Below are 16,951 nucleotides of genomic sequence, written 5' to 3' on the forward strand. Positions count from 1 at the left end.
TTTGGGAATAACCGGCGAGTGTCCAGAGCGCCGTCGAGCAATGCTGCTTAACTGCGAGCGAAATGCCGCAAACGAGCAGGAATGCGGAGCCGACGGGCGACCCCACAACCTGATACCCGGCGAATGCCGGGGCCAGATCTCACCATTCCTCAGAATACGCGATGGCCCCCGGGACCGTCCGCTACAGCCCCTTGATCCGGCTCTGCCACCGCTTGATCATCGCCTCGGCAGCCGCTTCCTGGCCCTGCATGTTGGCGCTCTTGTAAACGTCCACCATCACCCCGCGTCCGGCCAGTTGCGCCACGGCTTCGGCCATGATGGCGTTGAGAATGAACACCCCGGCAATGGTCGAGGTCGGCCCCATCCGCTCGATGCGTCCGGGGATCTGCATGGCCGCGTCGCCATAGGCGCCGAAATTGTCGATGACGATGTCCGCCACCTCGAACAGCCGCTTGCCCGTCGTGTGGCGCGAACTGGTCTTGCGCGAATGCTCGAGCGAGGTGATGGCGATGGTCGTCGCCCCGCGCTCCTTGCCGATCAGCGCCAGCTCGATGGGGTAGGCGTTGCGCCCCGAATTGGAGGCCACGAAGATCACGTCGCCCCTGCCGATTGGATAGTCCGACAGGATCACCTCGGCATAGCCCTCCACCCGTTCGAGCAGCGTAGAGCGGCGTGCGCCCGTGTGCAGCATGAGGTTGGGGTCGAGCACCGCCTGGGCCGCGGCGATGCCGCCGGCCCGGTAATAGACCTCTTCGGCCAGGATATGGGAGTGTCCCGAGCCGGCCACATAGACCAGCCGGTTGGCTTCGAGCGCGGTAGCCACCACGTCGCGGGCCCTGTCCATCGCCCCGTTTTCGTCCGCAACGATCCTGTCCAGGATCGATACGATCCGGTCCCGGAACTCCTCGCGTAACTGACTCAACGCAACCCCCCAAGGCCGGTGGTTCAGCCCTTGATTTCGCCGACATATTGATAGCGGTCGCCGCGGTACCAACTCACCGCATCTTCGACCGCCGATCCATCCGCGCCATACCCGACTTGCGCGATTTCGAGCACCGCCGAGTTCGGCCGGACGCCGAGCAGCCCCGCGATTTCCGGGGAGGCTTCGATGGCCTTAAGGCTCTGCAGGATTCTCCTGGGCCGGCCGTTGCGCGAATCCATGCGCTCGTAAAGCGAGCCCATGCCGTCATAATCCTCGCCCACGCTCGCCAGCGGCACCACGGCCTTCTCATAGCAGAGCGTTTCCCCGCCCGCCTTGCGCAGCCGCACCAGCGTCATCGTGAGCGTGCCCAGCGGCAGGCCGGTACGAAAGGCCGTGTCGTGCGGCACCGGCCCCACCGTGCGTTCGAGCACGGTCGAGGTGGCGGTCATGCCGCGCAGCTTCATGTCCTCGGTAAAGCCCGATAGCTGGCTGAGCGCCTTGTGGATGCGCCCGCTCACCACAGTGCCGGCGCCCGGGCGCGTGCTGACCAGGCCCATATTGCCCAGTTCCTTCAGGCACTGGCGCAGGGTCGAGCGCGATACACCCAGCCCATCGGCCATTTCCCGTTCGGCGGGCAGGGCAGAGCCGGCCACCAGCAGGCCATCTTCGAATGCGGAGGCAAAGGCATTGCGCAGGCGGCTCGAAAGCGGGCCGTGCTCCCTTTGCAGTCGTCCGCTCAAGGCAGTGTAGAAATCCATGATTTCCTCCAAACCCTTGCCCCTCCTTTATAAAGGCAGTCCGACGCCGGACACAACAGCGGTCTGATTTTGGTCTGATCAATTTTTGCAGTTTGATGAACGACTGCGATGATGTTGAGATTTTCTCAGATTGCTGTCAGATGAGAAACGGGCCAAAAGCAAACCAACTGGTCTTGATTTCGCCGTCTGGCCGGAATTTATGACGATTACGCTTTGGCGCGCGATGGGCTATTGAGGGCCCCGGTTCGGAGGAATGGCCCTGATGGCACTGGATATGGGTGGTGGCTTCACGCTGCGGCAGGCAGGCGACGAAGACCACGACGCACTGGCGATGATCTGCCTCAAGACCGGCGACGCCGGCAAGGACGCTTCCGCGCGCGAGGACGATCCGCTCCTGATCGGCGCCATCTATGCGCTGCCCTATCAGGTGATCGAGCCGCTCTTCGCCTTCGTCATCGAGCACCCCGATCATGGCGTGTGCGGTTATGTGCTGGGCGCGCCCGATACCGATCGCTTCTATCGCGTCATCGAGCAGACCTGGTACAGGACCCTGCGCACCAAGGTGGCCGATCCCGGCCCGGACATGCGCGCCTGGCGCGGCAGCGACTGGGCCCGCCGGCTCATCCACCATCCGAAATACGTTTTCCCCAAGTCGCTCTATCCTTACCCCGCGCACGGCCATATCGACCTTCTCCCGGTCGCGCAGGGCAAGGGCTTGGGCGGCACCGCTCTGCGTTTCCTCATGGCGCAACTGGCGGCCCGCCGCGTCACGGGCATTCATCTGGGCGTCGATCCCAAGAACACCGGGGCCGTGCGCTTCTATGACCGGCTGGGCTTCACTCCGCTCGTCGCCGACGATCTGCCCAAGGGCTCGCTCTATATGGTCAAGAGCTTCTAGCGGGGCGAAGGGGGCTCGCTGCTCCCCGTTGACTCAAATTCTCTACCGTTTAACTGTGCGAAACCGGTTTCGTAATCTGGGTAGGGGCGTTTCTTTTTGACTGAGTTGCATACGCGGTTGCTGGCGGAGATCGAAGGCCGGCGGCAGGAACTGATCGCCCTGACGCAGGATTTGATTCGCATCCCCACCCTCAACCCGCCGGGCGAGGCGTATCTGGAAATCTGCGAATACCTCGCCAATCGCCTGCGCCCCCGCGGCTTCGAGATCGAGATGGTTCGTGCCTTCGGCACCCCCGGGGACAGCGAAAAATATCCGCGCTGGAACGTCGTTGCCCGCAAGGAAGGCGCCCACAAGGGCGAAACCGTCCACTTCAATTCCCACATCGATATCGTCGAGATCGGCTCGGGCTGGACCTTCGATCCGCTCGGCGGCGAACTCTCCGACGGCAAGATCTATGGCCGCGGCACCTGCGACATGAAGGGCGGGCTGGCCGCCTCGATCATCGCAGCCGAAGCCTTCATCGACGTCTATCCCGATTTCTCCGGTGCCGTCGAAATCTCGGGTACGGCCGATGAGGAAACCGGTGGTTTCGGTGGCGTTGCCTATCTCGCCGAGAAGGGCTTCTTCAGCCCGCAGCGCGTGCAGCACGTCATCATCCCTGAGCCGCTCAACAAGGATCGCATTTGCCTGGGCCATCGCGGCGTCTGGTGGGCGGAGATCGAGACCAAGGGCACCATCGCCCATGGCTCCATGCCGTTCCTGGGCGATAGCGCCATCCGCCACATGGGTGCGGTGCTCACCGAGATGGAAGCCACGCTCTTCCCCGCGCTTGCCGAAAAGCACACCGCCATGCCGGTGGTGCCGCCCCAGGCGCGCCAGTCCACGCTCAACATCAATTCCATCCATGGCGGCCAGCCCGAGCCCGAGGAGGGCTTTACCGGCTTCCCGGCCCCCGTGGTCGCGCACTCATCGCGCATGATCATCGACCGCCGCTACCTCATCGAGGAAACCCCGGCCGCTGTGCGCCAGGAGATGATCGACGTGCTCGAGCGCGTGAAGGCGCAGCGCCCCACCTTCGAATACGAGATCCGCGACCTCTGGACCATTTCGCCCACCATGACCGAGCGCGACGCGCCGATCGTGGCGGCGACGTCCCGGGCCATCACCGAAGTGCTCGGCATCGACCCGGCCTATGTGGTTTCGCCCGGCACCTACGACCAGAAGCATATCGACCGCATCGGGCGCATGAAGAACTGCATTGCCTATGGCCCGGGAATTCTCGATCTTGCCCACAAGCCCGATGAATATGTGGGCGTGGACGACATGATCGACAGCGCCAAGGTCATGGCCTTGACGCTCAAGGATTTGCTCGGCCCCCGCTAGAACGGGGCCGGCAGGGAGACGGGAGAGCGCTTCGGCCTCTCCAAGGGGACAACAAGGGAAAGGAAACCCATGCGCAAATCACTCGTGATGCTTGCCGTTGCCGGCGCGCTCGCGCTCTCGACGGCGATGACGCCGGTCGCGTTCGCCGCTGCCCGCACCGACATCAAGGTCGGCCTCGTGCTCGAGCCGCCGAACCTGGATCCCACCGCTGGCGCTGCCGCGGCCATTGACGAAGTGGTCTATGCCAACGTCTTCGAGGGCCTCACCCGCTTCGCCCCCGATGGCTCGATCGTCCCGGCGCTCGCCAAGACCTGGGATATTTCCGAGGACGGGCTCACCTACACCTTCCACCTGGCCGAAGGCGTCAAGTTCCATGACGGCACCACGTTCGATGCCGAGGACGTCAAGTTCTCGCTCGACCGCGCCCGCGCCGAAGGCTCGACCAACGCCCAGAAGGCACTCTTCGCCGATATCGCTTCGGTCGATGTGGTGGATCCGGCGACCGTCAAGGTCACCCTCTCCAAGCCCAACGGCAACTTCCTCTTCAACATGGCCTGGGGCGACGCCGTGATCGTGGCGCCCGAAAGCGCTGCCGACAACGCCACCAAGCCGGTCGGCACCGGCCCCTTCAAGTTCGACAGCTGGGTGCAGGGCGACCATATCGACCTGGTCAAGAACCCAGACTACTGGGGCACCCCGGTCAAGCTCGACAAGGCGACCTTCAAGTTCATTTCGGACCCGACCGCCGCCTTCGCCGCCGTCATGGCCGAAGACGTCGACGCCTTCCCGAACTTCCCGGCGCCCGAAACGCTGGACCAGTTCAAGAGCGATCCGCGCTTCACCGTCGTCGTCGGCTCGACCGAAGGCGAGACCATCCTCGCCATGAACAACGCCAAGCCGCCGCTGGATAACATCAAGGTCCGCGAAGCCATCGCCCACGCGGTGGACCGCAAGGCCGTGATCGACGGCGCCATGTTCGGCTACGGCACCCCGATCGGCACGCACTTCGCGCCGCACAATCCGGACTACGTGGACCTGACCGCGCTCTCCAACTACGATCCGGAAAAGTCCAAGGCCCTGCTCGCCGAAGCCGGCGTCAAGGATCTGACGCTCTCGCTCAAGCTCCCGCCGGTTGAAGGCTATGCCCGCAAGGGTGGCGAAATCATCGCCCAGCAGCTCGCCGCCGTCGGCATCAAGACCGAGACGACCAACCTCGAATGGGCGCAGTGGCTCTCCGAAGTCTTCACCAACAAGAACTTCGACCTGACCATCATCTCCCACACCGAGCCGCTGGACATCAACATCTACGGCCGCGACGACTACTACTTCGGCTACAAGTCGGACGCCTTCAAGAAGATCATGGCGGACCTCGACAACACCACCGACCCGGCCAAGCGTTCCGAACTCTGGAAGGCCGCACAGACGCAGATCGCCAACGATTTCGTCAACGTGTACCTGTTCGAGCTGGCCAAGGCCGGCGTCCAGAACGCCAAGCTCCACGGCCTGTGGGAGAACGCTCCCACCCAGGCCACGGACCTGACCGCGGTCTATTGGGACGAGTAAGCCCTTGGGTCTGGATCGAACCCCGGGTTTCGCTTGGAGTGTGGGGCTCACCCCCACCCTCGATCCCTCCCCACAAGGGAGAGGGAGGCCTTGGGGCACGATCTCGCAAAAGCGTCTCCCTCCCCCTTGTGGGGAGGGAACAAGTGTGGGGGGTGCCACACCCTCGCGCCATCCTCCGCGCCCGCGCGGCCTCCCGCGCCACGGAATCTACTGAATGCTCCGCTTCTTCCTCTCACGCCTCGTATCGCTGGCGCTCTCCCTGATTGCCGCCTCGATCGTGATCTTCCTCGTCCTCGAGGTGGTCCCCGGCGATCCCGCCCAGTTCATGCTGGGCATGAATACCTCGCCCGATGCCGTCGAGGCGCTGCGCGAGCAGCTCGGCCTCAACGCGCCCGCCATCCAGCGCTATTTCACCTGGGCCATCGGCCTGCTGCATGGCGAATTCGGCACCAGCTACACCTATAAGGTCCCCGTTGCCGAACTCATCGGCGCGCGCCTCTGGGTGTCGCTGCCGCTCGCCATCTATGCCCTGACGCTCTCGACCCTCATCGCCTTCCCGGTCGGCATCCTCGCCGCGGCGCGGCGCAATTCGGCGACCGATGTCACCATCATGGGCGCCACCCAGCTCGGCGTCGCCGTGCCGAACTTCTGGTTCGCCATGCTCCTGGTGCTGGCCTTCTCGATCACCCTGCGTTGGTTCTCGGCGGGCGGTTTCCCCGGCTGGGACGCCGGCTTCTTCGTCGGCCTCAAGGCCCTAACGCTCCCGGCAATCGCCCTGGCGCTCCCGCAGGCCTCGATCCTAGCCCGCGTCATGCGCTCTTCGCTCCTCGATACCCTCACCGAGGACTACATCCGTTCCGCCCGTGCCAAGGGCCTCACGCGCCGCCAGACCCTCTGGCGCCACGCCCTGCGCAATGCCCTCATCCCGGTGCTCACCATCATCGGGCTGCAATTCTCGTTCCTGCTCGCCGGGGCCATCATCATCGAAAACGTCTTCTTCCTGCCCGGCCTCGGGCGGCTCGTCTTCCAGGGCATCACCCAGCGCGACCTGATCGTCGTCAAATCCGTGGTGATGCTGCTGGTCTTCGCCGTGATCCTCGTCACCTTCATCGTAGACATGACCTATGCGCTGGTCGATCCGCGCCTGCGGAGGCAAGCATGACCGACGCCACGCTCCCCGCCGCGCCCTCCAGCCGCCGCGACAGCCTCATCTGGAGCGCGCTGCGCTCGCGCAATTTCGTCGTCGGCTCGATCATCACCCTGGTCTTCGTGCTGGCCGCCGTGGTGTCTTTCGTGTGGACGCCCTATGACGCCACGCTCCAGGACATCCCCAACAAGCTCAAGGGGCCGTCCATGGCCCATTGGCTGGGCACCGATCATTTCGGGCGCGACGTGCTTTCGATGATCATGGTCGGCGCCCGCACCTCGATCGCCGTGGCCCTTGTCGCCGTCGGCATCGGCGCCGCCATTGGCACCCCGCTCGGGCTCGCCGCCGCCGCCAGGCGCGGAAGCCTGCTCGATGAAGTCATCATGCGCGCCAACGATCTCGTCTTCGCCTTCCCCGCGCTCCTCATCGCCATTCTCATCACGGCGGTATTCGGCCCCGGCGCGGTCAATGCCATCATCGCCATCGGCATTTTCAACATCCCGGTTTTCGCCCGCCTCTCGCGCGGCGCGGCCTTAAGCCTCTGGCAGCGCGAATTCGTCATGGCGGCGCGCGTCTCGGGCAAGGGCGCGGTGCGCATTTCGGCCGAGCACATCCTGCCCAATATCCTCAATACGCTGGTGGTGCAGGCCACCATCCAGTTCTCGCTCGGCATTCTCGCCGAGGCGAGCCTGGCCTATGTCGGCCTCGGCGCCCAGCCGCCGACCCCGAGCTGGGGCAAGATGCTCTCGGACGCCCAGACCATGATCGGCCTCGCGCCGCACGTGGCTCTGGCGCCCGGCCTTGCCATCGTGCTCACCGTGCTCGGCGTCAACCTCATGGGCGATGGCCTGCGCGATATTCTCGATCCCCAGACCCGCAGGAGCCGCGCATGACCCTGCTCGTCGCAAAGAACCTGTCCCTCGCCATCGGCGGCTTCGATATCCTCAAGGATGTCGACCTCTCCGTCGACAAGGGCGAAATCCTCGGCGTCATCGGGGAGAGCGGCTCGGGCAAGTCCATGACTGCCCTTTCGATCATGCAGCTCCTGCCCTCGAGCGCCCGCACCGCCGGCTCCATCACCCTCGACGGCGTCGAACTGCTCGATAAGCCCGAGGCCGAGATGTGCGCCATTCGCGGCAAGGACGTGGGCATGGTGTTCCAGGAACCCATGACCGCGCTCAATCCCACCAAGACCATCGGCGATCAGGTTGCCGAAACCGTCATGATGCACCGCCGCGTCGGCCGCGCCGAAGCGCTCAAGGTCGCCCGCGAAACCCTCAACCGCGTCGAACTCCCCGAAGCCCGCTTCCCGCTCGACCGCTACCCGCACGAGCTGTCTGGCGGCCAGCGCCAGCGTGTCGTCATCGCCATGGCCATCGCGCTGCGTCCGCGCCTCCTCATTGCCGACGAACCGACAACGGCGCTCGACGTGACCACGCAGGCGCAGATCCTCAAGCTGCTCAAGCGCCTCGTCGATGAAGACGGCATGGGCATGATCTTCATCACCCACGATCTCGCCGTGGTCGCCGACCTTGCCGACAAGATCGCCATCATGAAGCTGGGCGAGGTGGTCGAAGCCGGCCCCACGCTCGAGGTCTTCCGCAAGACCGAGCATCCCTATACCCGCGCGCTCTTCGCCGCTTCCAGCCACGTCCCCAAGCGCCAGCCGCCGCCCGCCGCCGGGGCCGCCGACGTGCCGGTGCTGGCCATCGAGAACGTCGTGCGCGAATACAAGCTTCCGCGCACCTCGCTCTTCGGCCCGCCAAAAGCCTTCCGCGCGGTCAACGACGTCAGCCTCGTGGTCAATCGCGGCGAGAATGTCGGCCTCGTGGGCGAGAGCGGCTGCGGTAAGTCCACGCTCGCCCGCGCCATCATGGCATTGGAGCCGACCCAGTCCGGCGCCATCCGGCTCGATGGCGAACCCATCACCACCGGCGCCTCGTTCGAGGCCCGCCGCAAGATGCAGGTGGTGTTCCAGGACCCCTATGGCTCCTTCAACCCGCGTCACCGCGTCGATCGCCTCGTCTCCGAACCCTTCCACCTGCTCGCCGGCGAGGCCCCCAGCGGCGCCGAGCGCGACAGGCGCATTGCCGAGGCGCTGGAGCATGTGGGGCTCAAGGCGACCGACGCCGAAAAGTATATCCACGAGTTCTCCGGCGGCCAGCGCCAGCGCATCGCCATCGCCCGCGCGCTGATCATCAACCCGGCCCTCATCATCCTCGATGAAGCGGTGTCGGCCCTCGACGTCTCGATCCGTGCCCAGATCCTCGATCTGCTGGCCGAACTCTCCGAGCGCCTCAAGCTCTCCTACCTCTTCATCTCGCACGACCTCCACGTGGTCCGCGCCATCACCGATCGGGTGCTGGTGATGAAATCCGGCCAGATCGTCGAGAGCGGCCCCACCGAAGAAGTCTTCCGCAATCCGCAGCATGCCTATACGCGGGAACTGCTGGCTGCGACGCCGAATCTGGAGACGGCTTTGGCCGGAAGGACGGGAGGCTAGTTTCCGGTGGGTTCACCCCACCCTTGTTCCCTCCCCACAAGGGGGAGGGATACCTGCTGGCTCGATCTTGCCCCGATGCCTCCCTCCCCCTTGTGGGAGAGCCGGGGTGGGGGTAGGCCAGAACCTCAAACGACCGAGATGACCACCATGACCACCGACCTCAACCTTTGGTTCGACCCCACCCGCTGCTTCATCGGCGGCGAATGGGTCAAGCCCAACGGCCAGCGGACCCTCCCCATCGAGAACCCGTCGACGGGCGAGACCATCGGCGCCATCGCGCGCGGCGAGGCCTATGACGTTGACCGTGCCGTCACCGCCGCCCACGCCGCCCTCGATGGCGAATGGGGCCGCATGAGCGCGCTCGAGCGCGGCCGCATCCTCACCCGCATCGGCCAGAAAGTCCTCGAACGCGTCGATGATCTTGCGCGCCTCGAAGCCCTCGATGTCGGCAAGCCCCTCAAGCAGGCCCGCGCCGATGCCGTCGCGCTCGCCCGCTACATGGAATTCTACGGCGGCGCCGCCGACAAGGTGCATGGCGAGACCATTCCCTATCTCGATGGTTACACCGTCTACACCCTGCGCGAACCGCATGGCGTCACCGCCCATATCGTGCCGTGGAACTACCCGATGCAGATCATCGGCCGCTCGGTCGGCGGCGCGCTCGCCATGGGCAATGCCGCGGTCCTGAAGCCCGCCGAGGAAGCCTGCCTCACCGCCATCGCCTTCGCGGCCATCGCCGAGGAAGCGGGCCTGCCCAAGGGCGCGCTCAACGTCGTGCCCGGTCTCGGAGAGGAGGCCGGGGCCGCGCTCTCCTCCCATCCGGGCGTCAACCACATCTCCTTCACCGGTTCGGTCGGCGTCGGCATCCTCATCCAGGAAGCCGCCGCGAAGAACGTCGTCCCCGTCACGCTCGAACTCGGCGGCAAGTCGCCCCAGCTCGTCTTCGAGGATGCCGATCTCGATCGCGCCCTGCCGTTCCTCGTCAATGCCGGCATCCAGAACGCCGGCCAGACCTGCTCGGCCTCCTCGCGCATCCTCGTCCAGCGCTCCATCCACGATGAAGTGGTCGCCCGCATGTCCGAGCGCTACGCGGCCTTGAAGGTCGGCCCCGCCGCGTCCGACCTTGATGTCGGTCCGCTGGTCTCGGCCCGCCAGAAGGAAATCGTCTCCGGCTTCCTCGCCGATCTCGGCGGTGGCCGCATCGCGGCCCAGGGCCGGATCGTCGATGGCGTCCCCGCCGGCGGGCACTACCTCGCGCCCACGCTGGTCGCCGGCATCGATCCGTCCAACCGCCTCGCCCAGGATGAAATCTTCGGCCCCGTGCAGGTGGTGATCCCCTTCGATACCGAAGCCGATGCCATCGCCATCGCCAACGGCACCGATTACGGCCTCGTCGCCGGAGTCTGGACCCGGGACGGTGCCCGCCAGATGCGCGTCGCCAAGGCCATCAAGACCGGCCAGGTGTTCCTCAACAACTATGGCGCCGGCGGCGGCGTCGAGCTCCCGTTCGGCGGCATCGGCAAATCCGGGCACGGCCGCGAAAAGGGCTTTGAGGCGCTCTATGGGTTCTCGGTGCTGAAGACGGTTGCCGCCTACCACGGGTGACTCTCGGGCTCATCCCCTCCCCAACCCTCCCCGCAAGGGGGAGGGTGTTTCGATCGAGTTTGTAGCGCTCCTGACGCCCCACCTGCACCAGCACCTCCCCCCTTGCGGGGGAGGTTGGGAGGGGGGGCACGGGCGGCAGAATTGGAGAAATATCTATGAGACTTGCCAACAAAACCGCCATCGTCACCGGCGGCGCCTCCGGCTTCGGCGCCGGCATCGTCAAGAAGTTCATCTCTGAGGGCGCGCGCGTTATGATCGCCGACATCAACGGCGATGCCGCTCACGCCATGGCCTCCGAACTCGGCGCGCTGTCCCATCAGGTCGACGTCTCCAGGGCCGAGAGCGTCGATGCCCTGGCCGAAGCCGCCCTCAAGGCCTTCGGCAATCTCGATATCCTCGTCAACAATGCCGGCGTCAGCCACATGCCCGCCGCCATGGAGGAGATCTCCGAGGCCGATTTCGACCGCGTCGTCGGGGTCAACATCAAGTCGGTCTACCTCACCGCCAGGGCCCTCGTGCCGCACATGAAGGCCAACAGGAAGGGCGCCATCCTCAACGTCGCCTCGACGGCCGCCGTGAGCCCGCGCCCGCGCCTCTCCTGGTACAACGCGTCCAAGGGCTGGATGGTCACCGCCACCAAGTCCATGGCCATCGAACTCGCCCCGCTCGGCGTGCGCGTCAACGCCATCAACCCGGTGGCCGGCGATACCCCGCTCCTCAAGACCTTCATGGGCGAGGACACCCCCGAGATGCGCGCCAAGTTCCTCTCCACCATCCCCATCGGCCGCTTCTCGACCCCCGAAGACATGGGCAACGCCGCCTGCTTCCTGTGCTCGGACGAAGCCAGCATGGTCACCGGCGTGGCGATGGAAGTGGATGGGGGACGCTGCATCTAGCGGCGCGAGGTGGCGGTGTCCGAACCCGCCACCCCACCGCACTTCCCACGGATGTCTCCACTCGAGTGGCGCGGTGCAACAGGCCCTGGGGTCATCTCGCCCGGCGAAGATTAGGGTGGAATGGCGGGTGGAGTATCGAGTGGCGCTGGCTGCGCGATGCACTGCAGCCCGCCCCGCTACCCCTCCAGAAACTCCCGCACCACGCCCGCGACGCGATCGGGCTGCTCCCAGTGCAGCGAGTGCCCGGCGCCCTCGACCACCACCGTTACCGCTCCCGCGATCCCTGCATGCGCCGAGAGCACCGTCGATGGCGCCGCCAGCAGGTCCGCTCCGGCAGCAATCGCCAGCGTCGGGCACCTGACCTTGCTAACATCCAGCGGTGCGCCCGCCTCCAGCGCCCGCACCTGCCGGGCGAAATCTTCCGGGCTCTGCCGATAGGGATAGGCTGTCGAAGCCTCCGCGGCCGCCGCCACGTGGGCGGAATCGGCAAAGAACTCGTCCGAGAACAGCCACTGATAGAGCAGCCGGAACCAGATCTGTGGTGTCACCTGCCCGTATAGCGCCGCCATGTCGCGGAAAAGCGCCAGCTCCTTGGCCCCGAACCGGTCCCCGATCGCCATCGTCACCAGCCGCGACACCCTGTCGGGATATCGTTCGGCCAGTGACAGGCCCAGGAACCCGCCGAGCGAATGCCCGACCACGCCGACCCGCTCATGGCCCAGATGCGCAATCAGGCCGGCGAGGTCATCAACGAGATCGGCGATGCGGATTTCGCCTTCCGAACGCGTCCGCCCCGAGCCGCGATTATCCGGCAGGATCAGCGTGAAATGCCCCTTGAGCCGCTCGGTCAACGGCGCCCAACTCGCGCCGTCGCTGGCCGTCCCGGCGACCAGCAGCACCGGCGGCCCTTCGCCCACGATCTCATAGTGGACGGAGGCGCCATCGCTCTCGAATTGCGGCATGGTGAATTCCTGATCTGTGCGATCCCGGGAATCTAGACAAGCGTGCCGGACTTTGCAATTTTGAAGCCTGCCCAATAGGTTAAACGATCATGGCGCAAGACGCCCTCGGCAATTCCATCAGCGCCGCCTCCGATGCGGCCCTTTCCGGCATCAACGATTTCGTCTCCGGCTTCCTCGGTTACGAAAAGCAGGCCGCCAACGTCCTCGCCGCCGCCGACGCCGACCCCGATTGCACCCTGGCCAACATCTATGCCGGCTTCTCCTGGATGTTCCTCGAAGCAGCCGGCGCCGAGGACCAGGCCTCGCTCTACCTCGCCCGCGCCCAAGCCAGCGCCGCAGGCGCCAACCGCCGCGAAGCCATGATGCTGGCCCAGCTCGAACGCTGGATCGCCGGCGACATTCCCGGCGTCCAGGCCGTCGGCGAGCAGATCGTGGACGAGTTCCCCACCGATCTCGCCTCGGCCAAGCTCCACCAGTATTTCAGCTTCAACCGGGGCGATGCCGCCTCGATGCTGCGCATCGCCCGCAAGGTGCTGCCCGCCAATCCGGATAATCCCTATGTCCACGGCATGCTGGCCTTCGGCTACGAGCAGATGCACGAGATCGATAAGGCCGAGCTCGCCGCCCGCAAGGCGCTTTCCCTCAAGGAAAAGGAGCCCTGGGCCCAGCACGCCCTGGCCCATGTCATGCTCTCGCAGGGCCGCGTGCGCGAAGGCGCCGGCTTCATGGGCGAAGCCTCCAAAACCTGGGTCGATCTCAACTCGTTCATGTACACCCACAACTGGTGGCACAAGGCCCTGTTCCACATCTCCCTGGGCGACAACCAGGCGGTGTTCGACGCCTATGACCGGCACGTCTGGGGCCAGGAAAAGGACTATTCGCAGGACCAGGTCGGCGCCGTCTCCCTGCTCGCCCGCATGGAGATTGCCGGCATGGATGTCGGCAACCGCTGGGAAGACGTGGCCGACCACATGCGCAGCCGCGCCCGCGACACCATCCAGCCCTTCCTCACCATCCAGTATCTTTACGGCCTCGCCCGCGCTGAGCGCGCCGAAGCCGATACCCTGATGGCCGCCGTCGAGGAAAAGGCCCTTTCCTCCACCGCCTTCGATCGCCTCGTCTGGCACGATGTCGTCCTGCCCGGCTGCCGGGGCGTTCTCGCTCATGCGCGCGGGCAATACCAGGAAGCGGTCAGATACCTCTCGATCGCCAATCCGCGCATCGCCGAGATCGGCGGTAGCCACGCCCAGCGCGATCTTTTCGGGCAGATCCTGCTCGATGCGCATCTGAAGGCCGGCAACTGGGACATCGCCCGGCAACTGCTCGAAATGCGCCGCACCTGGGACCCCGATGGCGTACCGCTTAACCGCGCGCTCGCAATGGTCTATCAGAAGCTCGGCAAACCGGAGGAGGCCGCCCAAGCCGCCGCCCGCCACTACGACTGAATAAGAACACTGAAGGGGGGACGGCCATGCGCCAGGGTCCGCGCAATCTCATCACCGATGTCAAAGGCCTCTATGTGGGCAATGCCGAGGATCACAAGGTCAAGTCCGGCACCACCGTGCTCGTGGGCGACAAGCCCTTCATCGCCTCGGTCGATGTCATGGGCGGCTCGCCCGGTGCCCGCGAAACCGAGCTCCTCGCCCCCGACAAGATGGTCGAGGGCGTCGACGCGCTGGTGCTTTCGGGCGGTTCCGCCTTCGGCCTCGATGCCGCTGGCGGCGTCATGGATGAACTGCGCAGGCGCGGCCGCGGCTTCCGCGTCGAGAGCGCCACCGTACCCATCGTCCCCGGCGCCATCATCTTCGACCTTCTCAATGGCGGCGACAAGGATTGGGCCGAAAACCCCTACCGCGCCCTGGGGGCTGCCGCTCTCGCCAATGCCGGCGAGGATTTCGTCCTTGGCACGGCGGGCGCCGGCACCGGTGCCCTCACCGCCAACCTCAAGGGCGGCCTCGGGTCCGCCTCCATCGTCCTGCCCAGCGGTCACACGGTCGGCGCTCTCGTCGCCGCCAATCCCACCGGCTCCGTCACCATGGGCGACCACGCCAATTTCTGGGCCGCGCCCTATGAGATCGATGGAGAATTCGGCAATCTCGGCGCCTATCCCGGCCCCCTGAGCTTCGCCCAGACCGCCCGCTCCAAGCGCGACGCGCTGATGAACCCCATCGCCAACACCACCATCGCCATCGTCGCGACCGATGCCGTGCTGACCAAGGCCCAGACCAAGCGCCTCGCCGTCGCCGCCCAGGACGGCATCACCCGCGGCGCCAGCCCCAGCCACACCCCGGTCGATGGCGATCTGGTCTTCGCGGTCTCGACCTGCGAAGTTCCGCTCGAAGATCCCATCCTCAACACCATCCACCTCGGCCACGCCGCCGCGGTCTGCCTCGCCCGCGCCATCGCCCGCGCCATCTACCTGGCCACCCCCGCCGCGGGCGACGTCGCACCGACCTGGCAGGAGAAGTGGGGCAGGGGCTGACGCCCCAGGGCGCCGGGCGGGTTGGTGGCACGGTGACATCCCACCGGCCATAGGCCGATACCCTGATTGGCCAGCAAGTCTCCCTCCCCCTTGTGGGGAGGGAACAAGGGTGGGGGTCTTCCTACCCCCGGTGTCTCTGGCTCACCGCGAGGCGAACGGGCTCCCGCCCCCTAGAACATCCGGTCCCCGACCTCGGCGATATAGGCAGCCTCCTCGGGCGTGCTCTCGCGCCCCAGCGCGGCGTTGCGCTTGGGGAAGCGGCCGAACCGGCGCACCACTTCGGCGTGGTCGAGCTCGAACTGCAGCGTCTTTTCGTCCCCCAGCGCCTCGAACAGCGGACGTCCCGCCTCGTGCACCGCCAGCGATTCCGAGTGCATATAGGGCATGTAGAAGAACACCCGCCATTCGAGCGGCACGGCCATGTCGTGTCCGCCGGCCACGGCCTCCTGGGCCAGCACCAGCGCCATGCCGTCCTGCGCGAAAGCCTGCGGCTCGCCGCGGTGGAACTGGCGCGAGAACTGGTCGAGCACGATCACTTCGGCCAGCCGTCCCTCGGGCGTCGTCCGCCACGTCCAGCCTTCGCCCCGCGCCACGTGCTCGAAGGTCTCGTGGAACCGCTCCTTGAGCCGCGCGTCGAACTCGGCCTTGCCGCCGAACCAGTCCTCCACCGTGCATTCGTGAAACCAGAACTGGATCACGTCCTTGTCGCTGAGCATGGTCATACCGTTATGATCGCCTTGATGAGCCCGCTGCGGTCATGGGTCCAGACCGGCATGTCGCGGGTTACGTTGTCCAAAGTCGTGGCATGGGTCGCCAGCCTTTCGGTCGGCACCAGTCCCTTGCGGATCGAATCCATCACATGGTCGAAATCTTCCTTGGTGGCGTTGCGCGAGGCGCGGATCGTCAGCTCCTTGCGGTGTACGTCCGGGTCCGACCACACCAGGTCCCCCTTGATCACCCCCACCAGCGTATAGGAGCCGCCATTGCGCGTATGGGCGATCGAGGCGTTCATCGCCCTGATCGAGCCCGTCGCGTCGAACACCGCGTCGAACCCCGAGCTCTTCATGGCCACGAAGCCCGGGCTCTCGAGGTCTTCAAGCCCCACGGGCATGAACCCGAAGCCCTGCGCCGCCTCGCGCTTGTCGGCCGCCGCATCGAGCAACGCCACCTCGCCTCCCGCGATCCAGGCGAAAAACGCCACACCCAGCCCGATGGGGCCGCCACCCACCACCAGCACGCGATTGCCCGGCTTCACCTCCGCCCGCCGCACCGCATGGGCGCCGATGGCGAGGAATTCCACCATGGCCGCGTCGCGCAGGCTCAGGCCCTCGGCCGGGTAGAGATTGGCCGCCGGCATCACGATTTCCTCGGTCATGCCGCCGTCGCTGTGAACGCCGATCACCGTGAGCGTTTCACAGCAATTGGTCTTGCCTTCCAGGCACGCCGGGCAGTGGTAGCAGGGCAGGTAGGGGTTGATGACCACCGGCGTACCCGCCTTGAGGTCCGACCCGTTGGGGTCCAGCACCGTGCCGGAAAGCTCATGCCCCATGATTCGTGGATATTGCAGGAACGGGTGGGTGCCCTCGAGTATGTGGTAATCGGTCCCGCAGATGCCGATATGGGCAACGCGTACCTTCACCCAGCCCGGCTCCAGCACCGGCGGCGCAATATCGATCAGCGCCAGCTCGCCCGGTGCGACGCAGGAAACAGCTCTCATCCTCGACTCCCTTTTTGGGGCGATCATAGCCAGGCCCGCACGCCCAAACCAAGACCCAACCCCCAAAACGAGTCTCCCCGGCGCCGGGCCGGGGAGAAAAGATCTGGGATCTGGA

At 65.9% G+C, this 16,951-nt stretch carries 15 protein-coding genes; 10 read left to right on the forward strand and 5 right to left on the reverse strand.

Annotated elements, in window-relative coordinates; genetic code table 11:
• Nucleotides 1-181 precede the first annotated feature (181 nt).
• Nucleotides 182-922 (reverse strand): sugar isomerase domain-containing protein, encoded by a 741-nt coding sequence (locus FNA67_RS03595; RefSeq protein WP_170267198.1) that lies wholly within the window; start codon nt 920-922, stop codon nt 182-184.
• Between the two features lie 23 nt (nt 923-945).
• A complete protein-coding gene (locus tag FNA67_RS03600; protein WP_145976873.1) occupies nt 946-1,680 on the reverse strand; it encodes a GntR family transcriptional regulator in 735 nt (244 codons plus the stop codon).
• 262 nt (nt 1,681-1,942) lie between these two features.
• On the opposite strand from FNA67_RS03600, the gene FNA67_RS03605 reads away from it, so the two are divergent.
• The 8 genes from FNA67_RS03605 (at nt 1,943) to FNA67_RS03640 (ending at nt 11,675) form a co-directional block, all read left to right on the forward strand.
• Nucleotides 1,943-2,578 carry a GNAT family N-acetyltransferase gene (locus tag FNA67_RS03605; RefSeq protein ID WP_147655103.1) on the forward strand — a complete coding sequence of 212 codons (636 nt, stop codon included), beginning with the start codon at nt 1,943-1,945 and terminating at the stop codon, nt 2,576-2,578.
• A 105-nt stretch (nt 2,579-2,683) separates the two neighbouring features.
• Nucleotides 2,684-3,961, forward strand: a complete 1,278-nt coding sequence (locus FNA67_RS03610; RefSeq protein WP_210246460.1) for an acetylornithine deacetylase/succinyl-diaminopimelate desuccinylase family protein — start codon at nt 2,684-2,686, stop codon at nt 3,959-3,961.
• Nucleotides 3,962-4,030: 69 nt separating this feature from the next.
• Nucleotides 4,031-5,524, forward strand: a complete 1,494-nt coding sequence (locus FNA67_RS03615; RefSeq protein ID WP_147655104.1) for an ABC transporter substrate-binding protein — start codon at nt 4,031-4,033, stop codon at nt 5,522-5,524.
• Nucleotides 5,525-5,738: 214 nt separating this feature from the next.
• Nucleotides 5,739-6,686 carry an ABC transporter permease gene (locus tag FNA67_RS03620; protein WP_049707751.1) on the forward strand — a complete coding sequence of 316 codons (948 nt, stop codon included), beginning with the start codon at nt 5,739-5,741 and terminating at the stop codon, nt 6,684-6,686.
• Nucleotides 6,683-7,564: an ABC transporter permease gene (locus tag FNA67_RS03625; protein WP_082202405.1), complete on the forward strand. Its 882-nt coding sequence runs from the start codon at nt 6,683-6,685 to the stop codon at nt 7,562-7,564. The genes FNA67_RS03620 and FNA67_RS03625 overlap by 4 nt, the downstream gene beginning before the upstream one ends.
• Entirely contained in the window at nt 7,561-9,174 is a 1,614-nt protein-coding gene (locus FNA67_RS03630; RefSeq protein ID WP_147655105.1) for an ABC transporter ATP-binding protein, read from the forward strand. The genes FNA67_RS03625 and FNA67_RS03630 overlap by 4 nt, the downstream gene beginning before the upstream one ends.
• Before the next feature lie 147 nt (nt 9,175-9,321).
• Nucleotides 9,322-10,779 (forward strand): aldehyde dehydrogenase family protein, encoded by a 1,458-nt coding sequence (locus FNA67_RS03635; RefSeq protein WP_147655106.1) that lies wholly within the window; start codon nt 9,322-9,324, stop codon nt 10,777-10,779.
• 155 nt (nt 10,780-10,934) lie between these two features.
• A complete protein-coding gene (locus tag FNA67_RS03640) occupies nt 10,935-11,675 on the forward strand; it encodes an SDR family oxidoreductase (RefSeq protein WP_147655107.1) in 741 nt (246 codons plus the stop codon).
• 176 nt (nt 11,676-11,851) lie between these two features.
• Here the strand turns inward: FNA67_RS03640 and FNA67_RS03645 are convergent, their stop codons facing one another.
• Nucleotides 11,852-12,637: an alpha/beta fold hydrolase gene (locus FNA67_RS03645; protein WP_147655108.1), complete on the reverse strand. Its 786-nt coding sequence runs from the start codon at nt 12,635-12,637 to the stop codon at nt 11,852-11,854.
• Between the two features lie 89 nt (nt 12,638-12,726).
• Here FNA67_RS03645 and FNA67_RS03650 point away from each other — a divergent pair, with 89 nt between their 5' ends.
• Entirely contained in the window at nt 12,727-14,082 is a 1,356-nt protein-coding gene (locus FNA67_RS03650; protein WP_147655109.1) for a tetratricopeptide repeat protein, read from the forward strand.
• A 26-nt stretch (nt 14,083-14,108) separates the two neighbouring features.
• The gene (locus FNA67_RS03655; protein ID WP_147655110.1) at nt 14,109-15,119 is read left to right on the forward strand and encodes a P1 family peptidase; all 1,011 of its coding nucleotides are present in this window, start codon (nt 14,109-14,111) and stop codon (nt 15,117-15,119) included.
• Nucleotides 15,120-15,289: 170 nt separating this feature from the next.
• Here FNA67_RS03655 and FNA67_RS03660 read toward each other — a convergent pair whose 3' ends face one another.
• Both FNA67_RS03660 and FNA67_RS03665 read right to left on the reverse strand, forming a co-directional pair.
• On the reverse strand, nt 15,290-15,841 hold the full coding sequence (locus FNA67_RS03660; RefSeq protein ID WP_049707756.1) for a DUF924 family protein: 552 nt from the start codon (nt 15,839-15,841) through the stop codon (nt 15,290-15,292).
• A complete protein-coding gene (locus tag FNA67_RS03665; protein WP_147655111.1) occupies nt 15,838-16,836 on the reverse strand; it encodes a zinc-binding alcohol dehydrogenase family protein in 999 nt (332 codons plus the stop codon). The genes FNA67_RS03660 and FNA67_RS03665 overlap by 4 nt, the downstream gene beginning before the upstream one ends.
• Nucleotides 16,837-16,951: the final 115 nt, after the last annotated feature.

It is taken from the genome of Youhaiella tibetensis (genome assembly GCF_008000755.1).
Classification (GTDB): domain Bacteria; phylum Pseudomonadota; class Alphaproteobacteria; order Rhizobiales; family Devosiaceae; genus Paradevosia; species Paradevosia tibetensis.